Consider the following 13,215-nt stretch of genomic DNA (forward strand, 5'->3'; position numbering starts at 1 on the left):
ATGGCCGGTGCAGTATCCAGACTGGGCGCCCGCCAGGCGTCCCCCTCTCCGTACGACGCCACCGGCGAATCGCCGTGGGTCCGCTATACGCTGATTGCCATCGCGGTGGTGTTCCTGGGGTTGTTCTTGTTCATCCCGCTGGCCTCGGTCTTTTATGAGGCGCTGAGGAAGGGCGTCGACACCTACCTGGCCGCACTGACGGAGCCGGACGCCGTGTCGGCGATCCAGCTGACGCTGACCGTGGCGGCGATTTCCGTGCCGCTGAACGTGGTGTTCGGCGTGGCGGCCGCCTGGGCGATCGCCAAATTCGACTTCCGCGGCAAGAACCTGCTGATTACGCTGATCGACCTGCCGTTCTCCGTTTCACCGGTGATCTCGGGGCTGATCTATGTGCTGATGTTCGGTGCGCAGGGCTGGTTCGGCCCGTGGCTGGAAGCGCACGACATCAAGATCATGTTCGCGGTGCCCGGCATCGTGCTGGCCACCATTTTCGTGACGTTTCCCTTCGTGGCGCGCGAGCTGATCCCGCTGATGCAGGCGCAGGGCAGCGAGGAGGAAGAGGCCGCCATCGTGCTGGGCGCCTCGGGGTGGCAGACGTTCCGTCACATCACGCTGCCAAACATCCGCTGGGGCCTGTTGTACGGGGTGATCCTGTGCAACGCGCGGGCGATGGGCGAGTTCGGCGCGGTGTCGGTGGTCTCGGGCCACATCCGTGGCCTGACCAACACGATGCCGCTGCACGTCGAGATTCTCTACAACGAGTACAACTTCGCGGCCGCGTTCGCGGTGGCGTCCCTGCTGACGCTGCTGGCACTGGTCACGCTGGGCATCAAGACGCTGGTGGAGATTCGCGCCGGCAAGGAACACGACGAGGGCGCCATCGAGCGGCCCACGGCAACACTGCAAGGGCAGCCATCATGAGCATTCAGGTCAGGAACGTAGAGAAGCGCTTTGGCGACTTCGTGGCGCTGGACAACGTCTCGCTGGATTTCGACGAAGGCGAGCTCACCGCGCTGCTGGGGCCCTCGGGCTGCGGCAAGACCACGCTGCTGCGCATCATCGCCGGACTGGAGCGCGCCGATGCGGGCCAGGTAGTGCTGGGCGGGCAGGATGCGTCGGCGCAGCACGTGCGCCAGCGCAACGTGGGCTTCGTGTTCCAGCACTACGCGCTGTTCAAGCACATGAGCGTGTTCGAGAACGTAGCCTTCGGCCTGCGGGTGAAGCCGCGCGCCGAGCGTCCCTCCGAGGCGAAGATTCGCGAGAAGGTGAAGTCGCTGCTGGAGCTGGTGCAGCTGGACTGGCTGGCCGACCGCTATCCGACGCAGCTCTCGGGCGGCCAGCGGCAGCGGATCGCGCTGGCCCGTGCGCTGGCCGTCGAGCCGCGTGTGCTGCTGCTCGACGAGCCGTTCGGCGCGCTGGACGCCAAGGTCCGCAAGGAACTGCGGCGCTGGCTGCGCCGTCTGCACGATGAGCTGCACGTGACCAGCGTCTTCGTGACGCACGACCAGGAAGAAGCGCTGGAAGTGGCCGATCAGGTCGTGCTGATGAACCACGGCACCGTGGAGCAGTTCGGCACGCCGGAGGCGGTTTACAACCATCCGGCCACACCGTTCGTGTTCGGCTTCCTCGGCAACGTCAACCTATTCCACGGCAGGCTGGAGGTGGGTGACAGCGGCGGCCTGCTGCACACGGGCGAGGCGGTGCTGCCCGTGGTGGGCAGCGGCCACGAGACCGCCGGCGACGCGGTGGCCTACGTCCGCCCGCACGACCTGGACCTGGAGCGCTACGCCCCGGGCACCGACGGCATCGCCGTGACGCTGCGCCGCGCGCTGACGCTGGGCCCCGTCGCCCAGCTGGAACTGGAACGCGAGGACAACCAGGACGTGATCGAGGTGGCGTTGCCGCTCGAGCGCTTCCGCCATGCGGGTTTCCGCGAGGGCGAACTGCTGGCGGTGCGCCCGCGGCAGCTGCGCGTCTTCACCCCCGGACGTACAAACGGCGCGCCCGCCGCAAAATCACAAGGACCGGCACGATGAACTTCCAGCAACTGAGATCCATTCGCGAGGCGGTGCGCCGCCAGTTCAACCTGACGGAAGTCGCCAACGCCCTCTATACGTCGCAGCCGGGTGTCTCGCGCCAGATCCGCGAACTGGAAGAGGAACTCGGCGTCGAGATCTTCGAGCGCTATGGCAAGCGCCTGACTGGCCTGACGGAGCCCGGCCGCGAGATCGTGCGCATCGTCGAACGCCTGCTGCTGGAGGCCGAGAACCTGCGCCAGGCGGGAGACGAGTTCGCGGGCCGCCACACCGGCCGGCTGACCGTGGCCACCACCCACACCCAGGCGCGCTACGCCTTGCCGAAGGTGGTGCAGAGCTTCCGCCGCGAATATCCGCATGTGACGCTTGCGCTGCAAGAGGCGTCGCCGGCTCATATCGTGGAGTTGCTGCTGACCGGGCAGGCCGACATCGGCATCGCGACCGAGGCCGTGGCCAGCGAGGCTGGGCTGACCTCGTTCGAGGCCTATAGCTGGCAGCATGTGCTGGTGGTCTCGCCCGATCATCCGCTGACGCGGCTGCCCGAGCCGACGCTGGAAGACCTGGCCAACTTCCCGATCATTACCTACGACGCCGGCTTCACCGGCCGCCGCAAGATCGATGGTGCGTTTGCCGAAGCAGGGCTCCAGCCCGAGATCGTGCTGACGGCCATGGACGCCGACGTGATCAAGACCTATGCCGAGCTGGAGCTGGGCGTGGGGATCATCGCCTCGATGGCCTATGATGCGCGCAAGGACGCGGGGCTGGTGCGGATCTCCGCCGACCACCTGTTCGAGCCCAACACGACCAGCGTGGCGGTGCGTCGCGGGGCCTACCTGCGCGGCTATGCCCACGCGTTCATCAATATGTTCGCGCCGCATCTGTCGCGCGACACGGTGTCGTCGGCGCTGGTCGACGCCGCCAGCCGGCAGGCGCTGGCCGCCTGACCGGCGCCACGCGGGCGGCCGCCCGGGTTTTGGCTCGGGCGGTGGCTAAAGCGGCGGCTCGGGCCGTGCCTCAAACGACCGTTCGGTCCGGGCGCGGGTCGATGTGGACAGTCCGCGCTCCGGTCCGCCTGCCGCACCTCTCGCGCCGTGTGCCGTCATTTCGTCGCACAGCGCTTCCTTCCTCCGCGCGTCCGGCGTAAAGTCCCCTTCACGCAGTCGGCGAGTGCGTTCGAGCGTTCCGGCGACGCGTATGCTGCAGTGCATCACAGATGTGCACGCGGACGAAGGCAAGACCACGAGGAGGGAGAAACCATGCGGCTACACCGTATTGGAAGGGGTTGGATTGTCCCCGCATTGCTGATCCAGCCGGCGCGCGCCCGTGCCGTGCAGACGCAACCGGTCCGCCCATGAAGCGCTGCCTCTCTACCGCGATCCCGTCGCGGATCAATATTCTTGGCCGTGACCTTCTGTTCGTGCTCTGCATGAACACGGTCATCGCGGTCAGTCTCAACTACGGATTCCAGACCGGCGGATCGCTGGGCCAGAACTTCCTCTACAGCCAGCTCATCGGCCTCTCCATCTGGTTCCTGATCGATGTGCCGCGCGTGCTGATCTGGTGGAACGATCGCCCGCGCCGCTGGCCATTCATGTGCCTGGCCGTGGTGGCCGTACCGCTGGGCGTGGTAGTGGGCAGCTGGTGCACCCGGGAACTGTTGAACTTGCCGGTGAAGTCGCAGGCCGAGACCGGCGACATGCTGCGCATGTGCCTGATCGTCGGCATGCTCGCGTCGGCCAGCATGATCTACTTCTACTGGTCGCGGGAAAAGCTGGCCTACCTCGAGCGCCAGGCCGCGCTGGATGCGCTGCAGCGGGAAGAAGCCGAGAAGCAACTGGTCCGCGCCCAGTTGATGGCCTTGCAGGCCCAGATCGAGCCGCACTTCCTGTTCAACTCGCTGGCCAACCTCGATGGCCTGATCGCCACCGACCCGCGTGCCGCCCGGAAACTGCTGCAACGGCTGATCGGCTTCCTGCGCATGTCGCTGTCCCACACCCGTGCGGAGCACTGCACGCTGAAGCAGGAGTTCGAGTTGCTGCGCAGCTACCTGGAAATCCAGGGCATGCGGTTTGGCGCGCGGCTTGAATACGAAATCGACCTGCCGCCCGCGCTGGCGGAGGCCGAGATTCCGCCGATGCTGATCCAGCCGCTGGTGGAAAACGCGGTGACGCATGGCATCGAGCCGTGCATGCGCGGCGGCAAGATCATCCTGTCCGCGCGCGAGCTCGGCGAGAACACGCTGCAGGTCAGCATCACCGATTCCGGCGTGGGCTTCTGCCAGGGCAACAGCAAGGGCTCGGGCCTGGGCCTGACCCACGTGCGCGAGCGGCTGGCGCGGATCTTTGGCGCGGCGGCGACGATGCAGATGGAAGAGAACACGCCGCGCGGCGTGGTGGTCCGGCTGACGCTGCCGCTGGTGCGCCCGAACGATCCGACCATCGCGCCGGCGCGGCCGGTGCCCGAAGTGTCGCGGCAGACGCCTGCCGCGGTCACGCCGGCGATTTCACGCGGCTGATGGCCACTGGATCGTGTGGCCGGATCGAGTGCCTGAATCGAGTGCCTGAAATGTAGGCCCCGTGCATCGCTCGTCTGACCGCCTGACCCGAAGCGCGCACCTGAGGTCCGCAGCGAGGCCCGCGGATAAGGCCCGCAACCTGAATCCGATAACCTTCCGACCGACGCCCCTGATAGTCGCCCCCATGTCTCCGACCCTCTTGATCGCTGACGACGAGCTCCTGCTTGCCCGCGTGCTGGAATCCGAACTGACCAGTCTCTGGCCGGAGGCCGAGATCGTGGCCGTGGTGCACGACGGCGTGGCCGCGCTGGAGGCGGCACGCACGCACCAGCCCGATGTGGCCTTCCTCGACATCCGCATGCCGGGCATGAGCGGCATGGATGTGGCCCGCGAACTCATCGAGCTCGACAACCCGCCGCTGGTGGTCTTTGTCACGGCGTATGACCAGTTCGCGCTGGAGGCCTTCGAGCGGGCGGCGGTCGACTACGTGCTCAAGCCCGTGCAGCACGAACGTCTGGAAGCGACCGTCGGCCGGCTCAAGGCACGCATGGAAGCAAAGGCGGCCACGACGGAGGAGGGTGCCGAGCCGGGCATCGGCTCGATGCTCGACACCGACCGCCTCGCCCAGTTGCTGAACCGTCTGGAGGCACTGGAGCATCAGCAGCCTGCCCGTGCTGCCGGGCAGTACCTGCGCTTCATCAAGGCGCTGGTGGGCCAGGAAGTGCGGATCATCCCGGTGGACGAGGTGGTCTATCTGGAGGCCACGGACAAGTACGTCAACGTGGTGTCCACCAGCGGCGAAGCGCTGATCCGCACCAGTCTGCGCGAACTGACGCAGCAACTGGACCCCGATCGTTTCTGGCAGATCCACCGTGGCACGGTGGTCAACATCGACTGCGTGGCCAGCGCGGTCAATCAGTCGCTGGGAAGGCTGTCCCTGCGGCTGCGCAACCGGCCGGAATCGCTGCCGGTGGCGCGCCAGTATGCGCATCTGTTCAAGCAGATGTAGACGTCCCCGCCGGCATTGCGAACCGGTGGTTTTCCTCTAAGATGGCTGCCTCGTTTCCATCGTCTGATCCATCTTGAGGAGCCATCCCATGAAGCCCGTCACTACCGATCTGTGCGACGCCAACGAACCGTGCCTGGCCGACGGTTCCCTGCGCGTGCTGACGCCGGGGTTCCGCCACTTCGGCAAGCGCGTCGCATTCGCCGGCCCGGCCGCCACGCTCAAGGTGTTCGAAGACAACTCGCTGGTGCGCACCGTGCTGGAGTCGCCGGGGCAGGGCCGCGTGCTGGTGGTCGACGGCGGAGGCTCGATGCGGTGCGCGCTGGTTGGCGGCCTGCTGGGCGAGCTGGCCGAGAAGAACGGATGGGCCGGCATCGTCGTCAACGGCTGCGTGCGCGATTCGGAAGAACTGAATGCCTGCGACGTGGGCATCCGCGCGCTCGGCGTGCATCCGCAGAAAAGCCAGAAGCGCAACATCGGCCAGCAGGACGTGTCGGTGCTGATGCCGGGCGCCGTGGTGCGGCCGGGCAACTGGATCTATGCCGACGCAGACGGCGTGCTGGTGTCCGACGACAAGTTGCCAGAGGCCTGAGCGATGCCACGCGTATTTGTCTACGGCACACTGCGCGCCGGTGAGGTGAACGATCTCAACCACGCCGCCGCGCGCCACGGTATCGCCGCGCCGACGCTTGTGGGCACGGGGACGATTGCCGGCCGGCTCTACGACTTCGGGACCTATCCGGGACTGGTGCTCGACGCCGGGGCGGGGGACGTGATCGGGGATATCTATGACATCCCCGATGCCTTGCTGCCCGTGCTCGACGAGATCGAGGAGGTCTATCCGGGTCAGGCGACGTTGTTCGTGCGGGAGACCCGGGCGGTCACCTGCAACGGCGCGCTGGTCGACTGCCTGCTTTACCCGGTGGCCGATGCGGCCGTCGCCGGACTGCAGCGCATTGACGGCGGCGACTGGGTTGCCTATCGGCAAGCGCGTCAGTCGTCCGCCCGGACGCCGGCCTGATCTGTTCTACCCCGTCTGATCCTGTTTCAAACGCCGCCGCGTGAATCGCGGCGGCGAGATCCGCAGCGCGACGTTCGCTCGCGCGGTGTGGCAGCCACGCGGCGCCTCAACCATTTCCCGTACACCGTTTCCAAAGTCGCCCGAAAGGCACCGGAAGCTTTGGTTTTGCCCGAGGCTCGCCGATGTCGCTCCCCGCTCCGCGGCCGAAGGCGACAATGGCCCGCGAATTCGTCGACCATCCGGTAGGTGCCCCAGCCGCCAATCGCCGCGATGCGGTGCGTGTAGCGTCGGAGGCGGCCAAAATTTCACGATGCGGAAAGTCGTTTTGATCCGCAAAAATGCATGGGTGCGTGGCACAACGGCCATTTCTCATGATGAAAGATCACGTGCCGCATCGTGAAATTTTTTCGGCAACATATTGATTTGTAAAGAATAAAAAACTCAGCCAGGATGGCATTCGTTGCTTGTTGCGACGCGGGACAGTTCCCTACACTCTTATATAAGACACATGACCTGAGACGCCGGAAACACAGCGCCGCGGTCCCCGAAAGGGCGGTGTCACAAATTTCAAAGCCAATCGCCAATTGCTACCAGGAGAGTGAACATGACTTCGCGCCAACAACAAATCGATGCCCTCCAAAAGGACTGGGATACCAACCCGCGCTGGAAGGGTGTCGACCGTCACTACACCGCCGAAGACGTGGTGCGCCTGCGCGGTTCCATCCAGATCGAGCATACGATTGCTCGCCGCGGTGCTGAAAAGCTGTGGCATCTGTTGAACACCGAGCCGTTCGTCAACACGCTGGGCGCCCTGACCGGCAACCAGGCCATGCAACAGGTCAAGGCCGGCCTGAAGGCCATCTACCTGTCGGGCTGGCAAGTCGCCGGCGATGCCAACCTGGCCGGCGAAATGTACCCGGACCAGTCGCTGTACCCGGCCAACTCGGTGCCGATGGTGGTCAAGCGCATCAACAACACGTTCCAGCGCGCTGACCAGATCCAGTGGAGCGAAGGCAAGGGCGACACCGATTTCTTCGCACCGATCGTGGCCGATGCCGAAGCCGGTTTCGGCGGCGTGCTGAACGCGTTCGAGCTGATGAAGTCCATGATCGATGCGGGCGCCGCCGGCGTTCACTTCGAAGACCAGCTGGCCTCCGTGAAGAAGTGCGGCCACATGGGTGGCAAGGTGCTGGTGCCGACGCGTGAAGCGGTGGCCAAGCTGACCGCCGCCCGCCTGGCTGCCGACGTGTCGGGCGTGCCGACCCTGGTGATCGCCCGTACGGACGCCGAAGCCGCCGACCTGCTGACCTCGGACGTGGATGAGCGCGACCAGCCGTTCCTGACCGGCGAGCGCACGGTGGAAGGCTTCTACCGCACCAAGCCGGGTATCGAGCAGTCGATCGCCCGCGCGCTGGCCTACGCGGAAGTGGCAGACCTGGTGTGGTGCGAAACCGGCAAGCCGGATCTGGAATTCGCGAAGAAGTTCGCCGAAGCCGTGCACGCCAAGTTCCCGGGCAAGATGCTGGCCTATAACTGCTCGCCGTCGTTCAACTGGAAGAAGAACCTGGACGACGCCACGATCGCCAAGTTCCAGAAGGAACTGGGCGCGATGGGCTACAAGTTCCAGTTCATCACGCTGGCCGGCTTCCACTCGCTGAACTACTCGATGTTCAACCTGGCCTATGGCTACGCCCGCAACCAGATGAGCGCATTCGTGGAACTGCAGGAAAACGAGTTCGCCGCTGCCGAAAAGGGCTTCACCGCCGTCAAGCACCAGCGCGAAGTCGGCACGGGTTACTTCGACGCCGTGACGCAGACCATCGAAGGTGGCCAGTCGTCGACGACCGCGCTGAAGGGCTCGACCGAAGACGAGCAGTTCTTCGACAAGAAAGTGGCCTGACTCTCCGGGTACATATCTGGCAGCGCGTGACCATGACGCGCTGCCCCTTAGGCGCCGCGCCGTATTCTCTTCAGAACACGGCGCGGTTTTTTACTGGGAGAGATGCTGCCGGGGGCGTGAAACGAGGAATGTCTAGCGATAGACGATGACGGGAATATCCGTATGCGTGAGCACCTTCTGGGTCTCGCTGCCAAGCAGCAGGCCGGACAGGCCGCGCCGGCCGTGGGACGCCATGAAGATGACGTCGCATCCATGCCGCTCGGCGGCGTCGATGATGCCGAGGTAGGGCACGGCGAACGTGGTCATGTCGGCATCGAACGGCAGTCCGGCCGCCACGGCGGCGTTCTCGATCTCCTTCAGATAGAGCCGCGCCTGGTTCTCGATGCGGTCCTTGAAGGCCTGCGGGGCCTCCACGACGATCTCGCTGAAGGGCGTGTACGGATATTCCTCCAGACAGACGTAGGCGGTAACGCGTGCGTTGATCACCTTTGCCAGTTCCAGTCCACCGTCGATGGCTTTCTTGGACAGCTCCGAACCGTCAGTGGGCAGCAGGATGTGTTTGAACATACCGGACCTCCTTTCACGAGTGGACGGGGGCAGGCCGGAGAGAGCGCCTGTCTGAATTGATTGTAGTCAGGGTGCAGTGTCCGTCATTGCGAAATATCAACGCGTGCGGTGGACCACGGAACTTTGTCGGGTGGGATTACGCCACGGCGGCGGAAGCCTCGGCCGCCGCGCTCGTCGGGGCCTGTTCGGCGCGGCGCCAGTAGGCGGGGTTGCCGTAGGTGTTCTTCAGGTGATCGATGAACAGTCGCACGCGCAGTGGCAGGTGCTTGCGTTGCGGAAACACGGCGTGGATGCCGATGGGCGGCGCCTGGAAGTCATCGAGCACGGTCACCAGTCGGCCGCTCGCGATTTCCTGGCCGACCTCCCACCAGGATCGCCACGCCAGGCCGTGGCCTTGCAGGCACCAGGCATGGAGCACGGCGCCGTCGGTGCATTCCATGGTGCCACCGACCTTGACGGTGACGGGGCGGCCGTCCTGCTGGAACACCCAGCCGCGCTGGACGTTGGCGCTGGCGCCGAAGGCCAGGCAGTTGTGGCGCGCTAGGTCTTCCGGCAGCTTCGGCGTGCCGGCCCGTGCGAGGTATTCCGGTGACGCCACTACCACGCGGCGGTTTTCCGCCAGGCGGATGGAGACCAGGCTGGAATCGGGCAGGTCGCCCAGGCGGATCGCGCAGTCGAAGCCCTCGTTGACGAGGTCGACGACGCGGTCGGAGAGATCGAGGGTAAGGGTGACGTCGGGATGGGACTCGATGAACAGCGGCACCACGGGTGCCACGTGCTTGCGGCCAAAGCCGGCTGGCGCGGTGATGCGAAGGTGCCCGCTGGCCTTGACGCCGCCGGCGGACACACTGGCCTCGGCGTTGTGGAGGTCGTTGAGGATGCGCTGGCAATCTTCGAGGAAGGCGGAACCCTCGAACGTGAGACTGATCTTGCGCGTGGTGCGCACCAGCAGTTTCACGCCGAGTCGTTCTTCCAGCGCATCAATGCGGCGCCCGATGATCGCAGGCGCCACACCTTCGGCGGCCGCCGCGGCAGACAGGCTGCCACGTGATGCAACCGATACAAATGTCTCCAATTGCTTGAAATGATCCACGAATGTTCGCCGGTTGGTACATGAGTCCTAGTCTGGTTGGGCAAGATTAGTGGGGCAAAAGTAAAAGATCAAGTGACTGACCGCGGCTTTGCCGCACTGCAACGACTGACTACAATCCGATGCATTCAACGGTGTACAAGCCCATTCAGTCCTTCCATGAACAAGATTCGCGCAGTCGTCTTCGATGCCTATGGCACGCTGTTCGACGTCTATTCAGTGACGGCGCGCGCGGAACAGCTATTCCCGGGCAAGGGCGAAGCGCTCGCGCTGCTGTGGCGCGAACGCCAGATCGACTACACGCGGTTGCGCACGATGGCCGCGCCGGACGGCTCGCGCTACAAGCCGTTCTGGGCGCTGACCGTGGACGCGCTGCGCTACGCGGCGGACCGGCTGGCGCTCAGCCTGGACGACACCACGGAAGCGCAGCTGCTCAAGGAGTACGCGTGCCTGTCCGCGTTTCCGGAGAACCTCGGGGCGATCAAGCGCCTGCGCCGCGCGGGGCTGCCGTTGGGCATCCTGTCGAACGGCAACCCGGAGATGCTGGATATCTCGGTCAAGAGCGCCGGCATGCACGGGTTGTTCGACCACGTGCTGTCCGTCGATGCGGTGCGCCAGTACAAGACCGCGCCGGCCGCCTATGCGCTGGGGCCGCAGGCCTTCGACCTGCCCGCGGGCGACATCCTGTTCGTGTCCTCCAACGGCTGGGACGCGTGCGGCGCCACCTGGTATGGCTACACCACTTTCTGGATCAACCGTGCCGGCCATCCGGCGGAGCGCCTGGACGTGGCGCCCACCGGCACCGGGCACGACATGAACGACCTGCTTGCTTTCGTTGCCGCCTCCGGCGTAGCCGTCTGACGAGCCAGGCCATCCCTCAACACACCATCGCATACACAGGAGAAGACTGATGGCTATCACGCTGCCCGCGGGCATGAAGATTACCGGCGAAATCCTGCCGGCTTACGAAGACATCCTCACGCCGGAAGCCCTGGCCCTGGTCGACAAGCTGCACCGCGCCTTCGAGCCGCGCCGCCAGGAACTGCTGGCCGCGCGCGTGGAACGCGCCAAGCGTCTGGATGCCGGCGAAATCCCCGATTTCCTGCCGGAAACCAAATCCGTCCGCGAAGGCGACTGGAAGGTGGCCCCGGTGCCCAAGGCGCTGGAATGCCGTCGCGTGGAAATCACCGGCCCGGTCGAGGCCAAGATGGTGATCAACGCCTTCAACTCGGGCGCTGACAGCTACATGACGGACTTCGAGGACTCCAACACCCCGAACTGGCACAACCAGATGCAGGGTCAGGTGAACCTGAAGGCCGCCGTGCGCCGCACGCTGACGCTGGAATCCAAGGGCAAGGTCTACAAGCTCAACGACAAGATCGCCACGCTGCAGGTGCGTCCGCGCGGCTGGCACCTGGACGAGAAGCACGTCACGATCGACGGCAAGCGCATCTCGGGCGGCATCTTCGACTTCGCGCTGTTCCTGATCCATAACGCCAAGGAACAGATCGCCCGTGGCGCTGGCCCGTTCTTCTACCTGCCGAAGATGGAAAGCCATCTGGAAGCGCGCCTGTGGAACGACGTCTTCGTGATGGCGCAGAAGGAAGTGGGCCTGCCGCAAGGCACGATCAAGGCCACGGTGCTGATCGAGACGATCCTGGCCGCGTTCGAAATGGAAGAAATCCTGTACGAACTGCGTGACCACAGCGCGGGCCTGAACGCCGGCCGCTGGGACTACATCTTCTCGTGCATCAAGAAGTTCAAGGTCGACAAGAATTTCTGCCTGGCCGACCGCGCCAAGGTCACCATGACGGCGCCGTTCATGCGCTCGTACGCGCTGCTGCTGCTGAAGACCTGCCACAAGCGCGGCGCGCCCGCGATTGGCGGCATGAGCGCGCTGATCCCGATCAAGAACGATCCGGAGAAGAACGCCATCGCCATGGAAGGCATCATCAGCGACAAGCGTCGCGACGCCACCGACGGCTACGACGGCGGCTGGGTGGCCCACCCGGGTCTGGTCGAGCCGGCCATGAAGGAATTCGTGGCGGTGCTGGGCGACAAGCCCAACCAGTTCGAGAAGCAACGTCCGGACGTCAGCGTGAAGGGTGCCGATCTGCTGGACTTCAAGCCGGAAGCACCGATCACCGAGCACGGCCTGCGCATGAACATCAACGTGGGCATCCATTACCTGGGCGCCTGGCTGGCCGGTAACGGTTGCGTGCCGATCCACAACCTGATGGAAGATGCCGCGACCGCCGAAATCTCGCGCTCGCAGGTGTGGCAGTGGATCCGCTCGCCGAAGGGCAAGCTGGAAGACGGCCGCAAGGTGACCGCCGAGCTGGTGCGCGCGCTGATTCCGGAAGAGCTGGCCAAGGTGAAGGCAGAGGTCGGTGGCGACACCAGCACCTACGACCGCGCCGCGCAGATCTTCGAGCAGATGTCGACGTCGGAAGATTTCGCCGAATTCCTGACGCTGCCGCTGTACGAGGAAGTCTGAGGCTGACCGGGCACCTTCCGGTGCCCGTCGCCAACGAGAAAACCCCATGGTTTGCGCCATGGGGTTTTTGTTTGTGCAAGCTGCCGGAATGGGGCGCGGGTCCTAGGGTCGCATTGCCGCGCCGTAGCCTTCTCCCTTCCATTCGATAAAGCAAAGCCCGTGGCCAAAGGGATCGGACAGCCTGGCCTGGCGCCCCCAGTCGAAGTCCTGCGGCCAGTCCTCGATCTCGGCGCCGGCCCGCATCGCCCGGTCGATCGCCGCTTCCAGGTTCTCGACGACGAAATCCAGGTGCACCGGCGTCCAGTGCCGGGCATAGTCACGCCGCGCGTCAGCCCGGGCCGTGGCCACCGTGCCGGGCGCCTTGGCCAGCAGGTAGATCGGCGCGCAGGCGCCATGCATTTCCGCCACCGTGCCGTCAAACAGCCGGCGGCCCAGCTGTAGTCCAAGTCCTGCTTCGTAGAAGCCGATGCCGTGTTCGAGATCATCGACGTCGATATTGATCAGCAACTCCATGCGAGCCTCCTGAGCGTTGTCCGGTGAGGGACAGGCGAGGCCGCCGCTCCTGACGGCTCCTGACGCAACT

General features: G+C 65.2%; 13 protein-coding genes. 10 read left to right on the top strand and 3 right to left on the bottom strand.

Going from position 1 to position 13,215, the window contains the following annotated elements:
• The 8 genes from cysW (at position 1) to aceA (ending at position 8,478) form a co-directional block, all read left to right on the top strand.
• On the top strand, positions 1-921 hold the full coding sequence (gene cysW / locus AC1DOX_RS06420) for a sulfate ABC transporter permease subunit CysW (protein ID WP_441614958.1): 921 nt from the start codon (positions 1-3) through the stop codon (positions 919-921).
• Positions 918-2,036, top strand: coding sequence for a sulfate/molybdate ABC transporter ATP-binding protein (locus AC1DOX_RS06425; RefSeq protein ID WP_441614956.1), 1,119 nt, complete (start codon positions 918-920; stop codon positions 2,034-2,036). Before cysW ends, AC1DOX_RS06425 begins: the two co-directional genes overlap by 4 nt.
• Entirely contained in the window at positions 2,033-2,980 is a 948-nt protein-coding gene (locus AC1DOX_RS06430; RefSeq protein WP_092134094.1) for a CysB family HTH-type transcriptional regulator, read from the top strand. Before AC1DOX_RS06425 ends, AC1DOX_RS06430 begins: the two co-directional genes overlap by 4 nt.
• 407 nt (positions 2,981-3,387) lie before the next feature.
• On the top strand, positions 3,388-4,551 hold the full coding sequence (locus tag AC1DOX_RS06435; RefSeq protein WP_441614953.1) for a sensor histidine kinase: 1,164 nt from the start codon (positions 3,388-3,390) through the stop codon (positions 4,549-4,551).
• Between the two features lie 184 nt (positions 4,552-4,735).
• Positions 4,736-5,560, top strand: coding sequence for a LytR/AlgR family response regulator transcription factor (locus tag AC1DOX_RS06440; RefSeq protein ID WP_092134090.1), 825 nt, complete (start codon positions 4,736-4,738; stop codon positions 5,558-5,560).
• 88 nt (positions 5,561-5,648) lie between these two features.
• Positions 5,649-6,149, top strand: coding sequence for a ribonuclease E activity regulator RraA (gene rraA / locus AC1DOX_RS06445; RefSeq protein WP_441614951.1), 501 nt, complete (start codon positions 5,649-5,651; stop codon positions 6,147-6,149).
• Between the two features lie 3 nt (positions 6,150-6,152).
• A complete protein-coding gene (locus tag AC1DOX_RS06450; protein ID WP_441614949.1) occupies positions 6,153-6,578 on the top strand; it encodes a gamma-glutamylcyclotransferase family protein in 426 nt (141 codons plus the stop codon).
• A gap of 604 nt (positions 6,579-7,182) precedes the next feature.
• Positions 7,183-8,478 carry an isocitrate lyase gene (gene aceA / locus AC1DOX_RS06455; protein ID WP_092134084.1) on the top strand — a complete coding sequence of 432 codons (1,296 nt, stop codon included), beginning with the start codon at positions 7,183-7,185 and terminating at the stop codon, positions 8,476-8,478.
• A 132-nt stretch (positions 8,479-8,610) separates the two neighbouring features.
• Here the strand turns inward: aceA and AC1DOX_RS06460 are convergent, their stop codons facing one another.
• Both AC1DOX_RS06460 and AC1DOX_RS06465 read right to left on the bottom strand, forming a co-directional pair.
• Entirely contained in the window at positions 8,611-9,045 is a 435-nt protein-coding gene (locus tag AC1DOX_RS06460) for a universal stress protein (RefSeq protein ID WP_092134082.1), read from the bottom strand.
• A gap of 136 nt (positions 9,046-9,181) precedes the next feature.
• Complete coding sequence (locus AC1DOX_RS06465; RefSeq protein WP_441614946.1) at positions 9,182-10,138, bottom strand: LysR family transcriptional regulator; 957 nt, start codon at positions 10,136-10,138, stop codon at positions 9,182-9,184.
• Positions 10,139-10,294: 156 nt separating this feature from the next.
• Here AC1DOX_RS06465 and AC1DOX_RS06470 point away from each other — a divergent pair, with 156 nt between their 5' ends.
• Positions 10,295-10,996: a haloacid dehalogenase type II gene (locus AC1DOX_RS06470; RefSeq protein ID WP_441614944.1), complete on the top strand. Its 702-nt coding sequence runs from the start codon at positions 10,295-10,297 to the stop codon at positions 10,994-10,996.
• A 49-nt stretch (positions 10,997-11,045) separates the two neighbouring features.
• Positions 11,046-12,632 (top strand): malate synthase A, encoded by a 1,587-nt coding sequence (gene aceB / locus AC1DOX_RS06475; protein WP_092134076.1) that lies wholly within the window; start codon positions 11,046-11,048, stop codon positions 12,630-12,632.
• Positions 12,633-12,734: 102 nt separating this feature from the next.
• Here aceB and AC1DOX_RS06480 read toward each other — a convergent pair whose 3' ends face one another.
• Positions 12,735-13,145, bottom strand: coding sequence for a VOC family protein (locus AC1DOX_RS06480; RefSeq protein WP_441614941.1), 411 nt, complete (start codon positions 13,143-13,145; stop codon positions 12,735-12,737).
• Positions 13,146-13,215 lie beyond the last annotated feature (70 nt).

The organism is Cupriavidus sp. 01L415 (assembly GCF_056400065.1).